The organism is Micromonospora sp. NPDC049891 (assembly GCF_040660295.1).
Taxonomy (GTDB): domain Bacteria; phylum Actinomycetota; class Actinomycetes; order Mycobacteriales; family Micromonosporaceae; genus Micromonospora.
Genome location: NZ_JBFAML010000002.1, coordinates 147,021 through 169,472, shown reverse-complemented (window position 1 = coordinate 169,472; position 22,452 = coordinate 147,021). Strand labels below are relative to the sequence as shown.

The 22,452-nt window shown below is 70.9% G+C and carries 22 protein-coding genes; 8 read left to right on the top strand and 14 right to left on the bottom strand.

What is annotated here, in order from left to right; translation table 11 throughout:
* Window positions 1-12 precede the first annotated feature (12 nt).
* From AB0I71_RS04050 to AB0I71_RS04015, 8 genes are all read right to left on the bottom strand, one after another.
* Window positions 13-1,086: an ABC transporter ATP-binding protein gene (locus tag AB0I71_RS04050; protein WP_357581764.1), complete on the bottom strand. Its 1,074-nt coding sequence runs from the start codon at window positions 1,084-1,086 to the stop codon at window positions 13-15.
* Window positions 1,083-2,066 (bottom strand): ABC transporter ATP-binding protein, encoded by a 984-nt coding sequence (locus AB0I71_RS04045; RefSeq protein ID WP_357581763.1) that lies wholly within the window; start codon window positions 2,064-2,066, stop codon window positions 1,083-1,085. The genes AB0I71_RS04050 and AB0I71_RS04045 overlap by 4 nt, the downstream gene beginning before the upstream one ends.
* Entirely contained in the window at window positions 2,063-2,953 is an 891-nt protein-coding gene (locus AB0I71_RS04040; protein WP_357581762.1) for an ABC transporter permease, read from the bottom strand. Before AB0I71_RS04040 ends, AB0I71_RS04045 begins: the two co-directional genes overlap by 4 nt.
* Window positions 2,950-3,894 (bottom strand): ABC transporter permease, encoded by a 945-nt coding sequence (locus tag AB0I71_RS04035; RefSeq protein ID WP_357581761.1) that lies wholly within the window; start codon window positions 3,892-3,894, stop codon window positions 2,950-2,952. The genes AB0I71_RS04040 and AB0I71_RS04035 overlap by 4 nt, the downstream gene beginning before the upstream one ends.
* Window positions 3,895-3,912: 18 nt before the next feature.
* Complete coding sequence (locus AB0I71_RS04030; RefSeq protein WP_357581760.1) at window positions 3,913-5,448, bottom strand: ABC transporter substrate-binding protein; 1,536 nt, start codon at window positions 5,446-5,448, stop codon at window positions 3,913-3,915.
* A gap of 122 nt (window positions 5,449-5,570) precedes the next feature.
* A complete protein-coding gene (locus tag AB0I71_RS04025) occupies window positions 5,571-6,032 on the bottom strand; it encodes a hypothetical protein (RefSeq protein ID WP_357581759.1) in 462 nt (153 codons plus the stop codon).
* A gap of 47 nt (window positions 6,033-6,079) precedes the next feature.
* On the bottom strand, window positions 6,080-6,700 hold the full coding sequence (locus AB0I71_RS04020; protein WP_357581758.1) for a M23 family metallopeptidase: 621 nt from the start codon (window positions 6,698-6,700) through the stop codon (window positions 6,080-6,082).
* A gap of 43 nt (window positions 6,701-6,743) precedes the next feature.
* The gene (locus AB0I71_RS04015) at window positions 6,744-7,208 is read right to left on the bottom strand and encodes a universal stress protein (protein WP_357581757.1); all 465 of its coding nucleotides are present in this window, start codon (window positions 7,206-7,208) and stop codon (window positions 6,744-6,746) included.
* Window positions 7,209-7,402: 194 nt separating this feature from the next.
* On the opposite strand from AB0I71_RS04015, the gene AB0I71_RS04010 reads away from it, so the two are divergent.
* Together AB0I71_RS04010 and AB0I71_RS04005 are read left to right on the top strand one after the other, a co-directional pair.
* On the top strand, window positions 7,403-8,251 hold the full coding sequence (locus AB0I71_RS04010) for a fumarylacetoacetate hydrolase family protein (protein WP_357582006.1): 849 nt from the start codon (window positions 7,403-7,405) through the stop codon (window positions 8,249-8,251).
* Window positions 8,248-9,054 (top strand): SDR family oxidoreductase, encoded by an 807-nt coding sequence (locus AB0I71_RS04005; protein ID WP_357581756.1) that lies wholly within the window; start codon window positions 8,248-8,250, stop codon window positions 9,052-9,054. Before AB0I71_RS04010 ends, AB0I71_RS04005 begins: the two co-directional genes overlap by 4 nt.
* Before the next feature lie 99 nt (window positions 9,055-9,153).
* On the opposite strand, the gene AB0I71_RS04000 is transcribed toward AB0I71_RS04005, so the two are convergent.
* Entirely contained in the window at window positions 9,154-9,609 is a 456-nt protein-coding gene (locus AB0I71_RS04000; protein ID WP_357581755.1) for a MerR family transcriptional regulator, read from the bottom strand.
* Between the two features lie 41 nt (window positions 9,610-9,650).
* On the opposite strand from AB0I71_RS04000, the gene AB0I71_RS03995 reads away from it, so the two are divergent.
* Together AB0I71_RS03995 and AB0I71_RS03990 are read left to right on the top strand one after the other, a co-directional pair.
* Window positions 9,651-10,823: an MFS transporter gene (locus AB0I71_RS03995; protein ID WP_357581754.1), complete on the top strand. Its 1,173-nt coding sequence runs from the start codon at window positions 9,651-9,653 to the stop codon at window positions 10,821-10,823.
* Window positions 10,824-10,993: 170 nt separating this feature from the next.
* On the top strand, window positions 10,994-11,494 hold the full coding sequence (locus tag AB0I71_RS03990; RefSeq protein ID WP_357581753.1) for a hypothetical protein: 501 nt from the start codon (window positions 10,994-10,996) through the stop codon (window positions 11,492-11,494).
* A gap of 107 nt (window positions 11,495-11,601) precedes the next feature.
* Here the strand turns inward: AB0I71_RS03990 and AB0I71_RS03985 are convergent, their stop codons facing one another.
* From AB0I71_RS03985 to AB0I71_RS03965, 5 genes are all read right to left on the bottom strand, one after another.
* Window positions 11,602-14,421, bottom strand: a complete 2,820-nt coding sequence (locus AB0I71_RS03985) for a DEAD/DEAH box helicase (protein WP_357581752.1) — start codon at window positions 14,419-14,421, stop codon at window positions 11,602-11,604.
* A gap of 176 nt (window positions 14,422-14,597) precedes the next feature.
* Window positions 14,598-15,359, bottom strand: coding sequence for a hypothetical protein (locus AB0I71_RS03980; RefSeq protein WP_357581751.1), 762 nt, complete (start codon window positions 15,357-15,359; stop codon window positions 14,598-14,600).
* Entirely contained in the window at window positions 15,349-15,867 is a 519-nt protein-coding gene (locus AB0I71_RS03975) for a sigma-70 family RNA polymerase sigma factor (protein WP_357581750.1), read from the bottom strand. Before AB0I71_RS03975 ends, AB0I71_RS03980 begins: the two co-directional genes overlap by 11 nt.
* An 86-nt stretch (window positions 15,868-15,953) precedes the next feature.
* Window positions 15,954-16,661, bottom strand: a complete 708-nt coding sequence (locus tag AB0I71_RS03970; RefSeq protein WP_357581749.1) for a hypothetical protein — start codon at window positions 16,659-16,661, stop codon at window positions 15,954-15,956.
* A gap of 144 nt (window positions 16,662-16,805) precedes the next feature.
* Complete coding sequence (locus tag AB0I71_RS03965; protein WP_357581748.1) at window positions 16,806-17,219, bottom strand: hypothetical protein; 414 nt, start codon at window positions 17,217-17,219, stop codon at window positions 16,806-16,808.
* 304 nt (window positions 17,220-17,523) lie between these two features.
* Here AB0I71_RS03965 and AB0I71_RS03960 point away from each other — a divergent pair, with 304 nt between their 5' ends.
* From AB0I71_RS03960 to AB0I71_RS03945, 4 genes are all read left to right on the top strand, one after another.
* The gene (locus AB0I71_RS03960) at window positions 17,524-17,877 is read left to right on the top strand and encodes a DUF4212 domain-containing protein (protein ID WP_357581747.1); all 354 of its coding nucleotides are present in this window, start codon (window positions 17,524-17,526) and stop codon (window positions 17,875-17,877) included.
* Entirely contained in the window at window positions 17,874-19,559 is a 1,686-nt protein-coding gene (locus tag AB0I71_RS03955) for a sodium:solute symporter family protein (protein ID WP_357581746.1), read from the top strand. Before AB0I71_RS03960 ends, AB0I71_RS03955 begins: the two co-directional genes overlap by 4 nt.
* A 178-nt stretch (window positions 19,560-19,737) precedes the next feature.
* Complete coding sequence (locus tag AB0I71_RS03950) at window positions 19,738-20,991, top strand: GMC oxidoreductase (protein ID WP_357581745.1); 1,254 nt, start codon at window positions 19,738-19,740, stop codon at window positions 20,989-20,991.
* Window positions 20,992-21,225: 234 nt separating this feature from the next.
* A complete protein-coding gene (locus tag AB0I71_RS03945; RefSeq protein ID WP_357581744.1) occupies window positions 21,226-22,452 on the top strand; it encodes a multidrug effflux MFS transporter in 1,227 nt (408 codons plus the stop codon).

Here is a 22,452-nt window from a genome sequence, read left to right as displayed (position 1 = left end):
GGGTCGACGGGTTCACCGCGAGCGCATCGCTCGGACGGCCTCCCCGGCGAACAGGCACGCCGCGCGGTGATCGGGGGCGACCTCGGCCAGCACCGGGTCGGTCTCGGCGCACTCCGGCCGGGCCTGCGGGCAGCGGGTACGGAATCGGCAGCCGCCCGGGGGGTCCACCGGGCTGGGGATGTCACCACTGAGGATGATCCGGCGACGTTCCCGCTCGACCTGCGGGTCGGCGACCGGCACCGCGGACAGCAGCGCGGCGGTGTACGGGTGAGCCGGATCCCGCCAGATCTGCGCCGGCGTGCCGCTCTCCACGATCCGCCCCAGGTACATCACCGCCATCCGGTCGCTCATGTGCTCCACGGCGGCAAGATCGTGGGCGATGAAAAGGTAGGTCAGGCCCAGGTCCCGTTGCAGGCGGCGGAGCAAGTTCATGATCTGTGCCTGCACGCTCAGGTCGAGCGAGGCGATCGGTTCGTCCAGCACGATCAGGTCCGGCTCACCGGCCAGGGCACGGGCGATCCCGACCCGCTGCCGCTGGCCGCCGGAGAGTTCGTGCGGATGCCGGTCGGCCAGGTCGCCACGCAACCCGACCATGTCGAGCAGTTCGTCGACCCGACGGCGACGGGCCGCACCGCCGTCGGTGAGCCGATGCACGATCAGCGGCTCGGCGATGCTCGCCCCGATGGTGAGCCGAGGGTCCAGAGACGCCTGCGGGTCCTGGAACACCATGGCCACCCGGCGACGCAGCGCACGCAATCGCCGCCGGGACCACCGGGTGACGTCCTGGTCGGCCACCCGGACGGTGCCGGAGGTGGGATCCACGAGCCGCAGCAGGGCCAGCCCGGTGGTGGACTTGCCGCTGCCCGACTCACCGACCAGCCCCAGCGTCTCGCCCCGCCGTACCCGCAACGAAACGCCGTCGACGGCCCGGACGACGCCGGCCGGCGTCGGAAACCACACCGCCAGATCGTCGAGTTCGGCGACCACCTCGCCCGGTTCCCGCTGCTTCGGCACCGCGGCGTGCGCCGTGCCCTCGGCCGACACGACCGTGCTGAGCTGGTGATCCGCTTGCTGCCGCTCGCTCATCGGCGCTCCCCGTCGCTTCCCTGGGGGTAGAAGGTTCGTACCTGGTGCCCGGCCGAGACCGGTACCAGCGGCGGCAGTTCGTGCTCACAGCGAGCGTCACCCCGCACCGGGCAACGGGGCCAGAAGGCACAACCCGCCGGCAGATCCAACGGGCTGGGTGGCGCACCGGCGATGGTGACCAGATCCGCGCCGCCGGCCGCCGGGTCCGGGCGGGCGGCCAGCAGAGCCCTGGTGTACGGGTGCGACGGCGCACCGAAGACGGTGTCGACCGGCCCCTGTTCGAGGATCCGGCCCCCGTACATGACCGCCACCGTGTCGGCGATGCCGGCGACCACACCGAGGTCGTGGGTGATCCAGACGACCGCCGTGCCGAGGCGCCGTTGCAGGTCGGCGACCAGCTCGACGATCTGGGCCTGGGTGGTGACGTCGAGGGCCGTGGTCGGCTCGTCGGCGATCAACAGGTCCGGCTCACAGGCCAGCGCCATGGCGATCACCACCCGTTGGCGCATGCCGCCGGAGAACTGGTGCGGGTACGCGTCCACCCGCTGCCCGGCGGACGGGATGCCGACCAGGTCCAGCAGTTCGACGGCGCGGGACCGGGCGGCCCGCCGGGTGAGTCCGAGGTGCTCCTCGGCGGCCTCGGTGACCTGCCGGCCGACGGTGAGCACCGGGTTGAGCGAGGTCATCGGATCCTGGAACACGAACCCGATGTGCCGACCGCGTAGCCGCCGACGGCGTTCCTCGGTCAGCGCGGTCAGCTCCGTGTCGAGCAGGTGCACCCGCCCGGTCACCCGTGCGGTGCGGGGCGCCAGCCCGGTGGCGGCGAGCACACTCATGCTCTTGCCGCTGCCGGACTCGCCGACCAGCGCCAGGGTCTCCCCCGGCCGCACCGCCCAGTCGACCCCGGCGACGGCGTGCGCCGGCCCACGCCGGGTGCCGATGGTGACGGTGAGGTCCTCGACCGCCAGTACGGGCTTCATGCGGTGCTCCTCCTGGCTTCGCTGACGGTGAGCTGGCGAGGATCGAGCACGTCCCGCAGCGCGTCACCGACCAGGTTGAACGCCAGGACGGTGAGGAAGATCGCCGCACCGGGGAAGAATCCCAGCCACCACGCCTCGGTGACGAACCCGCGCCCGTCGAACAGCATCCGGCCCCAGGCGGGATCGGGTGGCTGGACACCGAGGCCGAGGAAGGACAACGCCGCCTCGGAGAGGATCGCGAAGGCCAGGGACAGCGACGTCTGCACGATCAACGGTGCCGCGATGTTCGGCAACACGTGCCGACGCATGATCCGCAGGTCGGAGGCGCCGACCGAGACCGCAGCACGGACGAAGACCTGTTCCCGTACCGAGAGCACGCCGGCCCGGGTCACCCGGGCAAAGATCGGCGTGTAGACCACCCCGATCGCCACCATCGCGGTGGTCAGTCCCGGACCGAGCACCGCCACGATCGCCACCGCCAGCAGCAGCACCGGAAACGCGAACAGCACGTCCATGCAACGCATCAGCACGTTGTCCAGCCAGCCACGGTAGTAGCCGGCGAACAGGCCGAGGGTCACCCCCACCGCCAGCGCGATGCCGACGCTGACCAGGCCGACCTGCAACGACACCCGGGCGGCGACCATGACCCGGCTGAGGACGTCGCGGCCCAACTCGTCGGTGCCGAACGGGTGTGCCCAACTCGGCGCTTGGAGCATCCGGTCGACGTCAACCTCGTTGATCCCCGACGGCGCCAGCCAGGAGCCGCCCACGCCCACCACGACCAGCACCGCCAGCACCAGGCTGCCGGTCAACGCCAGCGGATCGCGCCGCAACGCGGACAGCGCCCGACGCACCTGTCCCTCGCGATTGACCTGCTGCGCGCTCATTTGACCGTGATCCTCGGGTCAAGCCGGGCGTAGAGAATGTCGACAAGCAGGTTGACCAGGAGGAACAGCGCCGCCACCAGCAGCACCGCACCCTGGAGCACCGGATAGTCGCGGGCCGCGACGGCGTCGTAGGTGAGCCGCCCGATGCCGGGCCAGGCGAACAGCACCTCGATCACGATCACCCCGCCGAGCAGGCTGGCCAGCTGCACGGCCACCACCGTCACCACCGGGATCAGGGCGTTGCGCAGCACGTGCCGCAACACCACCACCCGGGTACGCAGACCCTTGGCCTCGGCGGTGCGCACGTAGTCCTCGGAGAGCACCTCAAGCATCGACGAGCGGATGAACCGGGTGAGGATCGAGGCGGTCACCAGGCCGACCGTGGCGGCGGGCAGCGCCACATGGGACGCCCAGCGGCCGGGATCCTCGGTGAGCGCGACGTACCCGGACGGCGGCAGCCAGCCGAGCACCCCGGAGAAGAGCAGGATGCCCATGATCCCCATCCAGAAGTCCGGCACCGAGACACCGAACTGGCTGAACACCCGGGCCGCGTGGTCGACGAGCGAGCCGCTGCGGATGGCCGAGACGATCCCCAACGGAAAGGCGATGAGCATCGCGAACACCACAGCGGTGACCGCCAGCGACAGAGTCGCCGGCAGCCGCTCCAGCACGATCGCGGTGACCGGCCGTCCGCTGCGGAAGCTGACCCCGAGGTCGCCGGTCAGCGCCCGCCGCAGGTAGTCGAAATACTGCACCACAAGTGGCTGGTCCAGCCCCGCCCGGGCCCGCAGCGCCTCGTACGTCTGCGGGTCGAAGCGGGTGCCGAGGGCGACCCGGACGGGGTCACCCGGCACCAGTTGGAGCAGCAGGAACACCACGAGGGTCACGCCGAGCAGTACGACTGCCGACTGCAACAGCCGACGGATGACGAAGCGGGCCACCTGAGGTCCCCCGCCAGGTCACCGGGCGAGAGCCACGTCGCGGAACCGGATCGCCCGGTCCGTGCGTACCTCGTAGCCGCTGACCTGCTTGGACCAGCCCTGGGCCACGTCTGGGTTGTAGAGGTAGATGTAGCTGGCGTCGTCCACGATCTGCTTGGCCACCTGGTCGTACTGCTGCTTGCGGGCGGCCTGGTCGGTCTCCGTCCGGGCCTGGTCGAGCAGCCGGTCGACGTTCGGGTTGGCGTACTTGTGGAAGTTGAACGTGCCGTCACTGTGGTGCTGGGCGTAGTAGAACTCGTCAGGGTCGATGTTGCCCAGCCAGCCGAGCATGAACGAGTCGAAGTGGCCGGCGCCCTGCTCGTCGAGCCACTGCGCGAAGTCCAGCGTACGGATCTTGACGGTGATCCCGACGGCTTCCAGCTGCGAGGCGATCACCTGGGCGGCGGTGACCGTCTCCGGGTACTCGCTGGTGACCATGAGGTCCATGCTCAGGCCACTGACGCCGGCCTGGTCGAGCAGCTGCCGCGCCTGGTTCACGTCGTGCGAGTACGGCGCGTACTCGTAGTAGAAGGCGCTGTTCTGCGGAATGGCGGCCTGGTTGACAGTGGCCAGCCCGAACTTGGCGGCCTTGGTGATCGCCTCACGGTCCAGCGCGAAGGCGATCGCCCGACGGACGTTGACGTCGTCGTACGGCTTGCGCGCCTGGTTCAGCGAGAGGTACCAGTAGTCGGTCGACGGCACCGACTGCACAGTCGGGTCGTCCCCGTCGAGCAGCGCCGGCACCTGCTGCGGTGGCAGGTTGTCGGTCCAGTGCACCTCACCGCCGCGCAGGTTCTGCAGGGCGACTGTGGGGTCGCTGACGAAGGTGAACCGGACGCCGTCCAGCTTGGGCTTCTCGCCCCAGTAGTTGTCGTTGCGGACCAGCCTGATGCTGTCGCCGGAGCTGTAGTTCTCCACGGCGAACGGACCGCTGCCGACCGGCTTGGTGGTGATCTCACCGGATTCCACGTTGGACTTCTGGACGATCGCCACGCCCTTGAAGCCGCCGAGGTTCGCCAGCAGGTTCGGCGTCGGCGCGTTGAGGGTCACCACGACGGTCTTCGGGTCGGATGCCTCGATCGACTTCACCGTGCCGAACTTGTACGCGTTGTTCAGCTTCTCGTCGATGATCCGGTTGTACGAGTAGACGACGTCCTCGGCGGTCAGTGGCGAACCGTCGGAGAACTTCACCCCCTCGCGGAGGGTGAACGTCCAGGTCAGTTGGTCATCGCTGGTGGTCCACTCGGTGGCCAGGGAAGGCTTCATCTCCAGGTTGGCGTCCGGCTCGACGAGCGTGTCGAAGACGTTCTCCAGCACCTGGAAGCTGTAGTAGGCAGACGTCTTGTGCGGATCGAGTTGGTCGGGCTCGCCACCGATCGCGGCGTTGAGCACGCCTCCGGCGCCCGCCGCGTCGTTGCCGTCGACGTCGACGCCCTCGCCCCCGCTGCATCCCGCCACGGCGGCGAGCATCAGGGCGATCGTCGCGCCGGCCAACCTGAATCTGGTCCTGGACATGGTCCTCCCCCTGGATTCTTCTGCGGCAGTCGATCTAGCCCCACGCTAACCGCAAATCCGGCGGTCGGCAGGGCTCGGACCGGCGGGCGGACACGTTCGCCGTCAAGCTGTGACCCGGGCGGTCAGAGGCAGCTCCAGCAGTAGAGGTGCTGATCGGCGGCCAGGGCGCGGCGGGCCAGGGCGCTGATCTCCTCGATCACCGGCAGCAGTTCATCGGGCGGCAGCGGCTCACCCCAGGCCAGCTCCTCGATCTGCCCCCACCGCGCCGACAGCTCGGGCGACTGAGCGGCGGTGATCGATGCCAGGGTGTCCCTGACGGCGTCGTCGAGGACGACCAACCACGGCCCTTCCTCGCCGAAGCTCCAGATGAACCGTTGCTCGATCACGTCGGTGGACCAGTCCCGCCCGCGCGCGAAGCCGACCAGCTTGCCGAGGGTGACCATCGGCTCGATGCCCTTGAGGTCGATCGCGTCCACCCCGGGGCGACCCCCCGACACAGCGACCGGACCGCCGTCGAGTTCCGCCATCAACCCGATCGCGGCTTCGTCGTCCGCCGCCCGGAAGTAGTCATACAGAACACCCATGGCCGTACCCCATCAGGCGGGTACGACATCACCGGGCGACACCTCCGCTACGGACAGTTGTTGCTGGTCAGCTGAAGCGTGTACTCCGCGTCGTCGTGGGTGATGCCCGACGGGGCGCCGTCGAACCAGGTCTCCACCTTCTGCCAGCCGCGCCGCTGCTCGTAGTGCAGGTGCGGGGCGCCGGAGTTGCCGGTGCTGCCGATCCGGCCGATCTGCTGGCCCTGGACCACCCGCTCACCGGCCTCCACCATCGGCGGCTCCAGCAGGTGCAGGTACTGGGTCTCCCACCGGCCGCCGTGGTCGATCTTCACCCAGTAGCCACCACCACGGCCCCGGGGGCCGTCCGGGTTCTCCGGGGTACGACCACCGAGCGACCCGTTGATCCCGGCCACGGTGACAGTGCCCTCATACGAGGCGAGCACCGGTTGTCCCCACGGGTCGCCGGAGAGCGGGAAGAAATCCACGTCGTAGTCGCCGTGCCCGGGATAGGTGCCGACCTGCCAGGTCTCCCCGCAGGCGACAGGCATCTGGAACAGCGGGCGGGGCCCCGGCGGACGCAGCACGATCACCGCCGCGACGGCCAGGGCGATCACGATCCCCAGGGTGAACAGGAGCCCGAACCTGGTCCGGCGGGCGCGGCGGCGGGAACGGGGGTGGCCGGTCGTCACGGCCCAGAGCATGGCAGAGACCGGCAACCCCCGCCGTCCCAGGTCAGGCCGACACCGCCGGCACAGCGGGACCGGCCGGCGCCGGTGCCGGCACCGGGATCACCACCACCGGGCAGGTGGCCTTGCGTACGCACTCCTCGCTGACCGAGCCGAGCACCGTGTGCCGCAGACGGCCGTGTCCGTGGCTGCCCAGCACCAACAGGTCGGCGCCACGGGCGGCGGCGGTGAGCACGTCGGCCGGGCGGCCCTCGACGACCTCGGCCGCGACCGGTCCCGCCGACGTACCCCGGGTGACCTCGCCGATCTCCCTGGCCAACAGTGCGGTGGCCCGCTCCTCCTCCTCGATCGGGTTGGGCGCGACCATGGCGCCACCGTCCAGGCCGTCCCAACGCCAGGCGGTCACCGCCTGCACGGTGCCGTTGCGCTCGGCCGCCTCACCGACCGCCCACCGCAGTGCCCGCCGCCCACCATCCGAACCATCGACGCCGACGACAATCAGGTACGTCATCGTCCTCACTCCTCTCCGTCCTGCTTCCAGTGCAGCGTGCGGACGTGCGGCGGACCAGCGGCCGAGGTCCCTTCCGGACGGGTCGGAAGTCCCCACCACCCCTGTCGATCATGGGGCTTGTGAGGCGTCACGCTCACCTGATAGACATCACATGTCTTGCCGGCTGGTACGTGACGCGGTATCTGGGGGCGACGGTGAAGCTGCTGCGAGTTGGCCTGCCGGGGTGGGAGACGCCGGCACTGCTCGACGAGGCCGGCCAACTCCGTGACCTCAGCGGCGTGACCGACGACCTGGACCCTGCCTTCCTGGCCACCGACGGCCTGGCTCGCCTGGCCGGCATCTCCCCGCACGACCTGTCTCCGATGGACCCGACCGACCTGCGGATCGGTCCCCCACTGCGACCCGGGAAGATCGTCTGCATCGGGCTGAACTACCGCGACCACGCCGCCGAGACCGGGGCGGCACTGCCCGCCGAGCCGGTGGTCTTCCTCAAGGCGGCCGACACGGTGGTCGGTCCCGACGACCCGGTGCTGGTGCCCCGCGGCAGCACCAGGACGGACTGGGAGGTCGAACTCGCCGTCGTCATCGGCCGCAAGGCGCGCTACCTGCCGTCGACCGAGGCGGCGTTGGACTGCGTCGCCGGGTACGCCGTCTCCCACGACGTCTCTGAGCGGGAGTTCCAGCTCGACCGGGGCGGCCAGTGGGACAAGGGCAAGTCCTGCGAGACGTTCAACCCGTTCGGCCCGTGGCTGGTGACCGCCGACGAGATTCCCGATCCGCAGGATCTGCGGTTGCGGCTCTGGGTCAACGGCGTGCTGCGGCAGGACGGCACCACCAAGGACATGGTCTTTCCGGTGGCCGAGATCGTCCGCTACCTGAGCCAGTTCATGGTGCTGTACCCCGGCGACGTCATAAACACCGGTACCCCGGCCGGCGTCGCCCTCGGGCAGCCGGAACCCAAGCCCTACCTGGTCGCCGGTGACGTGGTGGAGTTGGAGATCGACGGCCTGGGCCGGCAACGCCAGACGCTGGCAGCGGCGTGACCGGCGACGGGCAGGGCGGCGCCGGCACACCCGTCACCGGCACCGGTGAGTTCGCCGGGCTGTCGGCGGTGGTGACCGGTGGCGCCTCCGGCATCGGCCTGGCCACGGCCACCCTGCTCGCCGAGCGTGGCGCCCGGGTGGCCTGCCTGGACCTGAACCCGCAGCAGGTGCCCGAGCCGTTGCTGGGCCTGGCGGCCGACGTGACCGACGACGCGTCGGTACGGTCCGCGATCGCCGCCGTCCGCGACGCCTTCGACGGCATCGACGTCCTGGTCAACAATGCCGCCATCGGTGCGGTCGGCACCATCGAGGCAGACACCGACGCCGAATGGCACCAGGTACTCGACGTCAACGTGGTCGGCATCGTCCGGGTGACCCGGGCCGCGCTGCCACACCTGCGCGCCTCCGGGCACGCCGCGATCGTCAACATCGGCTCCATCGCCGCCTGGCTCGGGCTGCCCCAGCGGGCCCTGTACAGCGCCAGCAAGGGCGCGGTGCAGGCGCTCACACTGGCGATGGCCGCCGACTACGTGACCGCCGGCATCCGGGTCAACTGCGTCAACCCGGGCACGGCGGACACCCCGTGGGTGCGTCGGCTGCTCGACGCCGCCGACGATCCGGCGGCGGAACTGGCCGCGTTGCGGGCCCGCCAGCCCACCGGTCGCCTCACCACCCCGGACGAGGTGGCCGCCGCCGTCGCGTACCTGGCCAGTCCGCTGTCCGGGTCGACCACCGGCAGCGTGCTCGCCGTCGACGGCGGCATGCACGGCCTGCGGCTGCCCCCGCCGCCCAGCGGGACCTGAGCGGCGCGGTCCTCGGCAACCCACGACGCACCGAGCGAGGCCCGAGCGGCACGGTCCCTCGGCAACCCCATGACGCCTGAGCGGGGCCTGAGCGGCAGTTCAGCGGGCGGGACCGACCGCCGGGCCCGCCTTCCGGACCGACCGGCGGACCACCGCGCAGCCCGGGTCACCGGGATGGCCGGGGCCCACCACGTCACCGCGTACGTCGGCGACGATCGTGGCGAGGAGGTCCCGGCTGGACCGCAGCGACTCGATCTTCTCGGTCAGCAGATCCAGCTCGGCCTGGAGGGTGTCGGCCAGGCGGGCGCGGTCAGCCGGCTGGTCGGGGATCGCCGCCCGGCCGTCCAGCAGGAACGTCAACGCCTGCCCGACCACTCCGGACGGCAGCGCGGCCGACAGCATGCACCGGATCCGGGCCACCCGGTCGACGTCGGAGTCCTGGTAGATCCGGTAGCCCGAGTCGGTGCGTAGCGGCGTCAGCAGGCCCTGCTCCTCGTAGTACCGCAGCATCCGTACCGACGCGCCGGTCCGCGCGCTCAACTCACCGATCCGCATCGCTTGACTCTAACGTCAATGTCAGGCTTTAGCGTCCGTCTGTGATCATCTATGTGCTCTTCGTCTGCTCTTTCGCCGTGGCCACCGCCGAGTTCGTGCTTGTCGGCCTGCTCCCCCAGGTCGCCACCGACCTGGACGTGTCAGTTGCCGCCGCCGGCCAGTTGGTCACCGCGTACATGATCGTGGTCACCGTGGGCGGTCCGATCGCCACCGTGCTGACCCGACGGCTGCCGCGCCGCGAGCTGCTCGCCGGCACCATGGCACTGGCCACGGTGTCCGCGGTGGCCAGCGCCATGGCCACCTCGTACCCGATGCTGCTGTCGGCCCGGCTGGGCTCGGCGCTGGCACAGGCGCTGTTCATGGCGGTGGCCTCCCAGGTGGCCATGGCCTCGGTGCCGCCGGAGCGGCAGACCGTCGCGGTGGCCCGGCTGTTCGGCGGTTTCGCCCTGGCCACCGTGCTCGGCCTGCCGCTGGGCAGCCTGATCGGCGAGGCGTACGGCTGGCCTGTCACCTTCGTGGCGGTGGCCGGCCTGGCCGCGCTGGGCCTGCTCGGCGTGGTCGTCTTCTGCCCCCGGATCCCCACCCCACCGCCGGCCGGCGTCCGGGACAGCGTCGGCGCGCTGTTGCGTCCCGGCATCTACGCCGGACTCGCGGTCACCCTGCTGGTGCTCACCGGTTTCGTGGCCGCCTTCACCTACGTCGCCCCGATGCTGCGCACCGTCACCGGGCTCTCCCCCGGCTGGGTCAGCGTCGGCCTGGTCGGCTACGGCCTCGGCACCATCGCCGGTAACCTGCTCGCCGGCCGGGTACGCCCCGAGGCGATCACCCGCCGGCTGCCCCTCGCCGTCGGCGCGCTGACGGCGATCCTGCTGGTCCAGCCGCTGCTGCTCCCGATCGCCCCGCTGGCGCTGGCCGGGCTGGCCCTGTTGGGCGCGGCGGCGTTCCTGGTCGTGCCGCTGGTCCAGACCTGGCTGATGGGCCAGGTCGACGCGGCCACCACCGGCCTGGTCGCCGCCGTCAACATCTCGGTCGCCGGCGCCGCCGGAGCCCTCGGCGCAGGGCTCGGCGGTACGGTGCTCGCGGTCGGCCTCGGCCCGTCCTGGATCGGCCCGGTCGCCGCCGTCTCCGTCCTGGCCGCCACCCTCGTCGCCACCCGCCTCGCCCGGGTCTCGTCGTCGCGCGTGGCGTCGGCCGACGTGTTGCTTCGGCAGTGACAGGCGAGGCCGGCGCTCTCCGGCCCTGCCTGGTGCCGGCCCTGTCGAGCTGAGCGCGAACGAATCGCAACGACGGCCGTACAGCGCGCCCCCCGTCTGCGGCGGACGGATAGATTGGTCCGGGCCGACTCTGGGCCGCCTGACGGACGGACAACTGGCGAGGGGCATGAATGAGCCTCGACCTGAGGAGACGCAGGGGCGCACGGGTAGCGGTGGCCGCCCTCGCGATTGGGGCGGTTCTCACCCTCGCCACGGTGGTGACTGCGGCCGTACGTGATCGCGGCCCAACCCGCCAGCAGGAGGTCGTCAGCACGGGGGTGCGGATCTCGGTGCCGGCGGGGTGGCCGCGCAATGCCACCAAATGTGGTACGCCGATGCGCGACACGTACATCGTGGATGTCGACCTGATCGCGGGCTGCGCCGTGGTGCCGCCCCCTCGCGTCGACTACGCCGAGATACGGCGCGCGAATCTCGAACTCGACCCGGTGGCCCAGCTCGCGACCGAGGCGGGCGAAGCGTCCGGCCATCCCGTCCTTCGGGGCGGCGATGTGCTGCCGGATGGCCGGACGCGGCAGGTGGTGGTGGTCCCCGACCAGCGGGTGGTCCTCATCGCCGTGTCCGGCGACCCGGCGCTCGCCGAAGCGATCACCCGTTCACTCCGAGTCGACTGAGTCCATCAGCCCCGTCGGCGGCACGCGGACACCGCTCGATCTGTGGCAGTCGCGGTGGACGGCACGCAGGGCGGCTGACACCTTCACTGCCACAGATCCTTTGTGGATCACGACGGCACGCGCCCTGGGACGTGTTGGGTGGGGAGTTCGGGTGGGTGCTCGAACAGCCGGTGGCGCTCGGCGGCGAGGACCTCCCGGACGAGTTCGGCCTCGGACAGGTCCACCGCTTCGGGGCTGGCGTCGGCCATGTCGCTGACCCGGGCGAACTCGTCGAAGATGCGCCGCTTGCCGGCCAGTAGTTCGGTGATCCGCTGGTCGACGCCATCCTCGGAGAGCAGCCGGTGGACCTGCACCGACTGGACCTGCCCCATCCGGTGGGCTCGGGCGATGGCCTGCGCCTCGGTGGTCGGCTTGAGCTGAGGTTCGCAGATGACGACGACGGACGCGGACTGGATGTTGAGCCCGACGCCACCGGCCACGATCTGGGCCACCAGGACGGCACCGCCACGGGCGGCCGAGAACTCGTCCACCATCTGCTGACGGTGGTTGGCAGGCACCGATCCGGTCAGTGGCCCGAACACCGGACCGGGAAGGGCCTCGGCAACCCTGTCGAGTACCGCCCTGAAGTGGGAGAACACGATGACCCGGCGGTTGTTCTCCGCCGCTTCCCGGCAGATCTCCATGAGTCGCTGCATCTTTGTGGACTGGGCTGCCTGAAGCATGGCCACCTGGCGCATCTGCATGAAGTTTCCACGCTTGACCGCCTCCCGGTAGCGCGTGGTGTCCGCCGAGGACATCGGCAGCCACTCCTCGACCTCGATGAGTTCGGGCAGTTCATCGAGCACATCGTCCTGGTTGCGGCGCAGGTACGCCGGTGCGATCTGCCGTCGGAACCGCGCGGGTGACAGGTCGGTGGCGTCGACGGTGAGGTCGGGGCGTAGGTATGAGGCGAGGTTGCGGAACTCCTCGACCTTGTTCTCCAGTGGCGTACCGGTGAGCAGGATCGCCCGCTCGGCACGCGCGACGAGGTCCTTCGTCCTGATCGTCCGTTGCGCCTGCGGGTTCTTGATGTAGTGGGCCTCGTCGACCACGACACACGCCAGGTCGGGGGATTCCCGCAGCTCCGGCTCCCACCAGGCGAGGGTCTCGTAGGTGGTGACCGCCACGCCCCCGTGCCGCAGCCAGGAGCGGGCCGCGGCATCGCGTTCCGGGCCGTGCACCCGGTGTGGACGCAGCTTCGACTTACCGGTGATCTCGCGGATCCAGTTGGTCACCACGGCCGCCGGGCACACCACCAGGAAATGAGTGCTTCCCCTGCTGCGCAGGTGCGCCAGGACCGCGATCGCCTCGACGGTCTTGCCCAGGCCCATCTCGTCACCGATGATGATCTTGCGTTGGACGATGGCGAACCGCGCGGCGAAGCTCTGATAACCGCGCAGGGAAGCGGTCAGGTGCTCACCATCGAGTGCCTGGTCGCGCACCGCCTGGATGATCTCGTCCGGGAGGTCGCCGTGCACCGCGTTCTCGTCGTCGGTGGCGAACCCCAGCTCGGCGAGCATGGCGAAGTAGTCGGCGGGTCGGCTGAGGAAGTCGTCCCACGGATCGACGCGCACCCGCCGCCGGCCGGATGCGGACGACCTGCCGAGCAGTTCGGCTCGCCGTTCGACGATCTGAATGCTGTCGCGCAGCCCGGTGGCGGCGAGCCCCCGGGTCGGCACCACGAGGAGGTGACTGGTCCTGCGATCGATGGCGCTCGCCAGCGGCGCGAGTTCGGCGGCGCGTTCCAGGTCGGCGGCCGCGCCGTGCGTGCGCCGGTGCGCGTCCCACTCGGCGAGGCACCGCAGCAGGTGCGTGGTCTCCGGGTGGCGGTGGTCGATGTCGATGCGCACCGGTGTGTCGTCGTACGTGGTCTGCCGAAGGGTGCGGGCTGCTCCGATCATGCGACGGGCTGAGGTCTCCCCCACCCCGGGAAGCGTCTGAAGGGACGCGCCGGCGCGCAGCACGTCCTGCACCGCGTTGATTCCCGCGTCGGCCAGTGGCCCGAGTCGGAACCGGTCGCGGGTGACGGTGCGCAACGCCTCCACCGGCATGTCCCGCAGGACCCGCTGCACCTCGACCTGTCTGACCTTCTCGCCCGCTTCACGTGCCGCCGACCGGTACGAGGCCTCGCCAGCCAGGATCTTGTCGATTGAGGCCAGGGCCGCCGGCAGGCCCCTGAAGACCGACCGATCCACCAGTTCGGGCGCCGAGTCGGTCCGCTCGGCCGGCTCCAGCTCCGGGCTCGTCCGCTCGGCCAGGTCCGGCGCCCGGCCGGAGCGCTCCGCGAGTTCCGGCGCCCGGCCGGAGCGCTCCGCGAGGAGAGCGAAGCGGAGGGTCGGGTCGAGCAGGTCGTCGAGGCGGGCCCGAGCCGGGTCGGGGGGTGCTGTGTGGACGCCGAGGTGCGCCAGACGCTCGGGGCCGTCGGCGGCGATGACCTCCGCGTGCCGGTGACGCAGGAACGTCGCGGCGGTGGCCGCCGACCGCTTCCTGGCCGGCCCGGTGAAATGCCGGCGTACGTCGAGCATGGGTGCGAGGTCGGCGACGGCGCTGGGAGCGTCCTCGGTGAGTAGGCGTAGCAGGGCACGGTCGGCGGCGGTGGTCGCCGGGAGCATGGCTCGTTCCCGGAGTCGCCGGGCGACCTCGCGGTCGCTCTCCCGGAGCGGCAGTACCCGCCACGCGGCCCGGCCGGACCTGTCGACCACGACGCTGCGGGCGCGCATGGTTCCCTCGGCGCTGCTGGCCGCGTCCTGGACAGCCCGGTGCCAGCTCTGCACCCCCTTGGCCAGCTGGCCCCATCGCCTGAAGTCCGCCACGATGCGGCGGAACTCCTCCCGCTCGGTCCGGTCCAGGCTCACCCGGGCCCGGTACCCACCCGCCCGCCGCACCATGCGGCGTAACCCGATCATGCAGTTGTGGCACGTACCAAAGTGGCGCATTAACCACAATTCAGGTGCCACAACTGCATGATCGGCGGAGCAGGTAGAACCTCACCGCAAAGCGTGGCCCGTTTGGTGGGCTGGTCCGCCCGGACGGCACCCGCGCTGCCCGCTCGGGCACCAGCCGGTCATCTCGGCGCGGCCCCGTTGTCGACCAGCCGGAACCGCGTGGTCAGCGGTGCGTCGCCCAACTCCTCCAGGATCAGGCCACGGGTCGGTGAGTTCTGCAGGTAGGCCGAGTGGCTGCTGATCGCGTACGTCGGCTCGCCGCCGCGTTGCCCATCCTGGACGACCGTGAACTGCTGCCTCGGCTCCTCCGGGGTGCAGGTGGCCGCCACCACCCGCAGCGGCTGGCTCCCCGACGACCGCATCTCCCAGCAGACGTCGGTCGGCTCGTCGGCCCGCTCGGCGGCCCGGACCAGGTAGGTGCCGGAGCCCTGGGGCGTGAACACGAAGAGCTGGCGGCCCTCGTCGCCGTCGACCTCGGCGAGGCGGCCGTCGTCGAGCAGCGACAGCCCGCCACTCTGCTCGGCAGCCCGGACGATTGTCACCTGCCGCCGCCCCGACAGCAGCGGGTCGCTGCTCGAAGGACCGCCCGGTGGACCGGACGTTCCGGCCGGGTCAGGGCTGGCCGACGCGGTGGCCGACGCCGTCGTCGGGCCGGCCGGCCCGACCGGCAGCGAGTCCGGGTCCCCGGAGGGACGGGCCAGGACAGCGCCGGCACCGAGCAGTCCGACGAGTACGACACCCAGAGCGGTGCCAGCGGCCCGGCGGCGGCGACGGCGGGTGTCGCCTCGGCGGCGGATGTCGGCGGCAGCCGGTACGGTCCCCTGCCGGCCGTGCCCGGCCAACGCGCGCAGGGCCTCGTCGAGATGCGGCTCAGGACCCATTACTGCCTCCCCCGCCGGTGGTCTCGTACTCGCCGTCGGTCAGGTGAGCGGCCAGCGCCCGGCGTCCCCGGGCGAGCCGCGTCTTGACGGTGTTCACGTTGCTGTCGATCTCCGTCGCGATCTCGGTCACGCTCAACCCGACCAGGTGGTGCAGCACCACCACGCGCCGTTGTTCGGCGGAGATGCGGCGCAGCGCCGACACCACCGCCACGTGATCGACAGATGTCATCTCGACGTCCTGGCCGGCCACCTCCCGACGGTGCGCACGGAGCCGGTTCACCGTCTTGCGCCACGCGCTCACCGCGATCCGGTACGAGACGCGGCGAACCCAGGCCTCCGGGCTGTCGCACTCCCGTACCGATGCCCAGCGGTCCCAGGCCCTGGCGTACGCCTCCGCCACCGCGTCCTCGGCCTCGGCCCGGCTGCCGACCATGGCGGACAGGTGGCCCAGGACCCGCTGGGCCGACGCCGAGTAGAAGGCGTCGAACTCCTCAGCGTCGCGTTTCACTCACGTTCCCACCCGTACTGTCGCTGCTGGTCGTGTTTCCCCCGCGGACGGACGCCCCCGGCCCTGGCCGGGGGCGTCACCGCGCCTTACCGTCGGGGTGCCGGTCCGGTGTCGGTGAACCGGAAGCTACTCGCCGGAGGGGCGTCCCCCAACTCCTCCATGATCAGGCCGGATCGCGCGGAGTCCCGCAGGTACGCCCACCGGTTGCTGATCAGGTATTCACGGGGACCACCGCCGGCCACGGCAGTGATCTCGAAGCGTTGGGCGGGGTCGCCGGCCCGGCAGGTGGCTCCCCGCACGTACAGCGGCCGGCCGTCGCCCGGGTTGCGTACCTGCCAGCAGACCGGCTGCCCGGTGCCGCCACCGTAGTACGCCTTGATGAGGAACTGTCCCGAGCCCACAGGTGTCGGCACGAACACCTGCCGGCCCTGGTCGTCGTCCACCTCGGCCAACCGGCCGTCGTCGAGCAGGGCCAACCCCGATTCGAAGGCGCCCACCCGGACGATGGTGACCCGACGCTTGCCGGACAGCAGCGGGTCCTTGACGGTGGTCGGCCGTGGCGCGGCGGCCACCGGCGTGGTACCGGGCGGCTGCGCTCCCGCCGCCGCCACGCCGGCCGGAGCGTCACCGGCCGGCGTGGTCTCCCCCGCTGCCACGCCGACCGGACCGTCACCCGACGTCCGCACTCCATCCGTCGCCCCGTCGCCGGAGGCCGGACCCATGCTGTACACCCCCACGGCGGTGCCGGTCAGCACCACCAGGCCCGCAGCGGCGAGCCATCTACCCAGCAACACGATTCCTCCCGAGCTGCTCCGCACCGGGGCCACCCGCCTGATGGCAGGTGATCCTCGGTCGATTCAGCGGGATGACGCGTACGGGCGGCGGAAGGTTTCACGCCTCGGCCAGATTGTGTGCGACCGGCTGACAGGGGGCCGTTGTCAGCGCAGCGCGACCAGCCGCATACCGGTGCGGATCAGGACCACCGCGCCACCGGCGGCCATGACCAGCCCGATGCCGGGCATCAGCTGCCCCCAGGCGCCGGTGCTGGCACTGAGACTGATCAGGCGGGCCGCCTGCCACCCGGCGATCGCGGCGACAACCAGCCCGGGGATCAGGCTGTGCGCGATGGCCACCTTCCGGTACGGCAGCAGGGCCCCGGCGACGGCGAGGAACGCCATGCTCAGTGTCCACAGGCCCGGACCGGCCACCCCGGAGAGCGAACCGAACGGGGTGATGACCCAGGGCAGCAGCGAGCCGACAAGCGCGAGCACGCCGCCGACGATCATGCCGAGACTGCCGGCGTGGAAGACGCGCCGGCGAACCGGGGCGGCGGTGGATGCGGTGTCGGCCATGTCCGGATGCTAGGCGCTCGGCGCCGTTGACCGAACGGGCAGATCGGTGAGCGGTAGGGCGGTGTCGGTGGACGGCCGGGCCAGGTCCACGAAAAACCACAAAGCGGGACGATACGGCGCTCCGGTGCGGACCGCTCAACCGTTCACGGGGTCCAACGGACCGCTCAGCGACCCGAAGCCGCACCTGGCGGATCAACTCTTGCCTGGCCAGGCTGCGTCACGTTCGCTTCCCAGACTAAAGGTGTGACCGACCGCACAACCGCGTCGAGCAGCCGGTTCCATACCGACTAGGAGGCACCAGAACATGACCGAGGTAACCCCCGATAAGGAGACCCGTGGCGGTGAACCGCCACCGTCGGCACCACCACCGGCATCCCCGCCGGACAACGGCTGGCGCAAGGAGTACTGGAGCCGGAACCTGCGGCTCATGGTGATCCTGCTGGCCATCTGGTTCATCGTCTCGTTCGGCTTCGGAATCCTGCTGGTCGAACCGCTCAACAACATCGTCATCGCCGGATTCCCGCTCGGCTTCTGGTTCGCCCAGCAGGGATCGATCTACGTCTTCGTCATTCTGATTTTGGTGTACGCGAAGATGATGGACCGCCTCGACAACCAGTTCGGCGTTGACGAGCAGGAGACCGAGGTGGCCGGGAAATGAGTCAGATCCAGATCTGGACCCTCATCTTCATCGGCGCCTCCTTCGCCGTCTACCTCTACATCGCCTGGCGCAGCCGGGTGAAGGAGACGGCCGGCTTCTACGTCGCCGGCCAGGGAATTCCGACAATCGCCAACGGTGCGGCGGTCGCCGCCGACTGGATGTCGGCGGCGTCGTTCATCTCGATGGCCGGCCTGATCGCGTTCCTGGGATCGGACGGCACCATCTACCTGATGGGCTGGACCGGCGGCTACGTGCTGCTGGCCCTGCTGATCGCGCCCTATCTGCGCAAGTGGGGCAAGTTCACGGTGCCCGAATTCGTCGGTGACCGATACTCCGAGACCGTCCGCACCATCGCCGCCGTGGCCGCGATCATCATCTCCTTCACCTACGTGGTGGGGCAGATGCGCGGTGGCGGCATCGTCTTCAGCCGCTTCCTCGGCCTGGACGTCACCGGCGGCGTTATCGTCGCCGCCGTGATCATCGGCTTGTACGCGGTGCTCGGCGGCATGAAGGGCATCACCTGGACCCAGGTGGCGCAGTACACCGTGCTGATCGTGGCCTACCTGATTCCCGCGTTCGCGGTGGCTCAGCAGATGACCGGCATACCGGTCCCGCAGGTGTCGTTCGGGCAGATCCTCGCCGAACTCGACGCGATAAGCGTCGAGATGGGCCTGAGCCAGTACACCGAGGCGTTCGCGGCCCGGCCACAGATCGACGTGTTCCTGGTGACCATGTCCCTGATGATCGGCACCGCCGGTCTACCACACGTGATCGTCCGGTTCTACACCACGAAGAGCGTGCGGGGTGCCCGGTACTCGGCCTTCTGGGCGCTGCTCTTCATCGCCCTGCTCTACACCACCGCCCCGGCGGTGGGCGCCTTCACCAAGCTGAACCTGCTCCAAGACGTCAACGGGGTCTCCGCGAACGCGCTGCCCAGTTGGATCGAGAACTGGGCGGCGACAGGTCTGGTGACTGTCAGCGACGGCGCGTCGACGATCAACACGGTGAGCAACAGCCCGACCTCCGGTGCCGACCTGATCGTCAACAACGACATCCTGGTGCTGGCCAGCCCCGAGATCGCCGGCCTGCCGGCACCGATCGTGGGTCTGGTGGCGGCCGGCGGCCTGGCCGCCGCGATGTCCACGGCAGCCGGCCTGCTGCTGGTGATCTCGTCGTCCTTCTCGCACGACCTGTACTTCCGTCGGGTCAAGCGGGACTCCACCGACAAGCAGCGGCTGCTCGCCGGTCGGATCGCGATGGGTCTGGCGGTGCTGATCTCCATCTACGCCGGCATCAACCCGCCGGCGTTCGTGGCGCAGGTGGTCGCCTTCGCCTTCGGCCTGGCCGCGGCGAGCTTCTTCCCCGTCATCGTGCTCGGCATCTTCTGGAAACGATGTAATGCCAGAGGCGCGGCGGCCGGCATGATCACCGGCATGCTCTTCACCGCCAGCTACATGATCTACACGCTGCCGGTGTTCGGCACCGCCGCGAACCCGCACATCTTCGACATCAGCCCGGAGGGCATCGGCACCATCGGTGCGATCGTCAACTTCGTCGTCACCATCGTGGTGTCGAAGATGACGGCGCCACCGCCGGACGAGATCGTCGAGATGGTGGAGAGCATCCGCTACCCGGCCGCCCGGCGGGAGGTGACCGCCGGCACCGCCACCGACGCGGCCTGAGCCACCCCACCCCATATTCGCCAGAGAACCACCGGTCGCCGGCCCCACCATCGACGTTGGGGCCGGCGACCGGCCGTTCCGGTGAGCCGGGTGCGGCGCGCCGCCATCCTTGTCGTTCCTGGGTGCCAGCTGTTGCTGCACCAGCAGCAGCGCGGAGCTGGTCGATGCCTCGCAGAGGGTGGTTACCGGACCGATCTTCAAACGGCTGGAGGATCACCCGCTCGGCGCGTCCGACGTACGCGGTGCCGACGGGCCGCTGCGCCTGTCCACCGCCACCGGCACCGACGAGGTCTGCGAGGACACCATCGCCGCCGCCGAGGAACTGGGCTGGCGCCGGGTCGACGACCTGAACGCCACCGACGACGAACGCATCGGCTACCTGACAGCGACGATCCGCGACGGCCGCCGCAGCAGCGCCGCCGACGCCTTCCTGCACCCGGTTCGCCACCGGCCCAACCTGACCGTCCTCGTCAACACGGTCGTGCTGCGCGTCCTGATCGAGCACGGCCGCGCCGTCGGCGTACGCACCCGCCAGGGCGGGAACACGGTCGATCGCCGGGCCACCGCCGAGGTGGTGCTCGCCGCCGGCGCACTCGCCACGCCGCAGCTTCTGCAGGTCTCCGGGATCGGTCCCGCCGACGTGCTACGCGAGGCCGGCGTGACCGCGCTGCTGGACCGGCCCCGGGTGGGCACCGGTATGCGCGAGCACCGGACGACCCCGATGCAGTTCCGGTTGACCGGACGGGCCGGCTACAACCCACGGCTGAACGGCCCGCTGGGGCAGGCCCGCGAGATGCTGCGTTACCTGCTGACCCGCCGAGGACCACTCGCCCTGCCGGTGTACGACCTCGGCGCGTACATCCGCTCCGCGCCGGAGGTCGCGCATCCCGACGCTCAGCTGCTGATCGCGCCGTTCTCGGCGGCGCCTCGACGGCCTGGCCGGGCGATCGAGCTGGAATCCGAGTCGGGGCTGATGGCCCAGATCACCGTGACCCGGCCGGAGAGCGAGGGCAGCCTCGCCATCACTTCGGCCGACCCGGCAACCCCACCCCGGATCATCGCCAACTACTTCGACGCGGCCCACGACCGACGGACCGCGACCGGCGCCTTCCGGCGTGCCCGGGAGCTGTTCGCCACCGCACCGCTCGCCAAGCGGATCTCGGCGGAGACCCTGCCCGGTACCGCGGTGCGCGATGACGGCGACATCATCGAGGCCGGGCTGGCACTGGGCTACTGCGGCTACCATGCGGTCGGCACCTGCGCCATGGGCCCCGACGACGACCATGTGGTCGACCCGCAGCTGCGGGTACGCGGCGTGGCCGGCCTGCGCGTGGTGGACGCCTCGGTGCTGCCGATCCTGGTCTCCGGTTACCTCAACGCCCCGGTGATGGCCCTGGCCTGGCGGGCGGCCGACCTCATGCGCGCTGCCTGACTCCTACGCTCGCCACCACCTCGGCACCCGGACGAACCGGGAGATGCAGCAGCTCGCCGTGGGTGTGAGTTGAGTTACCTCTTGATCAGGTGGGAATCAGCGCGCCAGTAGAGGGTTGGAGCCAGATATGACCATCGCACCACGGTCCGCGCCGGCACCAGGCCGGCCGGAGACCTCCCGGTGAGCGCCGTCGACACCGCCGCGCCACCAGCTTCGCTGATGCCGGGAGACCTGATGAGCCGGCGTCAGCGCCTGCGTCTCATCCTCGTCCTCGGCTCGCTGATCGCGGTGGGCCCGCTGACCATCGACATGTACCTTCCGGCGCTGCCCTCGATCGTCGACGACCTCGACACCACCTCGGCGGCGGTCCAACTGACGCTCACCGGCACCCTGATCGGCCTCGCCCTGGGGCAGTTGCTGATCGGTCCGCTGTCCGACGCCGTCGGGCGGCGCGCACCGCTGATCGCGGGCACCGCGCTACACATCGTCGCCTCCGTGAGCTGCGCGCTCGCCCCGAACATCACGGTGCTCGGTGCGCTGCGGGTGGTCCAGGGCCTGGGCGCGGCGGCGGCTGCCGTGATCGCCATGGCCGTGGTCCGCGACCTGTTCAGCGGCTCGGCCTTCGCCCAGTTGCTGTCCCGGCTGCTGCTCGTGATGGGCGCCGCCCCGATCCTCGCGCCGACCCTCGGCAGCGAACTGCTGCGGTGGACGCAGTGGCGCGGCGTGTTCGCCGCCCTCGCGGTCTTCGGCGTACTGCTGCTGCTGGTCGCGATGCTCGGCCTGCCGGAGACGCTGCCGCCGCTGCGGCGCCGGCGCGGCGGTGTGCTGCCCACCGTCCGGCTCTACGGTTCGCTGCTGCGTGACCGCGCCTTCGTCGGGCTGGTGCTGGTGGCCGGGTTGGCCATGGCGGCCCTGTTCGCCTACGTCGGCGGGTCCTCGTTCGTGCTGCAAGGGCAGTACGGCCTCGACGAGCAGCAGTTCGGGTTGGCCTTCGGTGCCGGGGCGATCGGGCTGATCGCGGCCACCCAGGGCAACGTACGCCTGCTGCGCCGCTGGTCCCCGCAGCGGATCCTGGTGACCGCCCTGATCGTGGGCTCCGCCGCCAGCCTGGTGCTGCTCGGCCTCGCCGCGACCGGGATCGGTGGCCTGGCGGCCCTGCTCGCCGCACTCTGGGTGGTGCTCGCGACCGCCGGTCTGGCGCTGCCGAACGCCCCCGCGCTGGCCCTGACCCGGCACGGTGAGGCGGCCGGCACCGCCTCCGCCCTGCTCGGCGCGGTGCAGTTCGGCATCGGGGCGCTCGCCGCGCCGCTGGTGGGCGTGTTCGGCACCGGCGCCGTGGCGATGGCCCTGGTGATCGCCGGCGGGATGGCCGCCGCGCTGGTCGTGCTCCTCGTGGTGGTCCGCCCCGGCCAGTTGGCCGTGCCGGAGCCGGTCGACGCGGTGCCCGTCGCGGCCCACTGA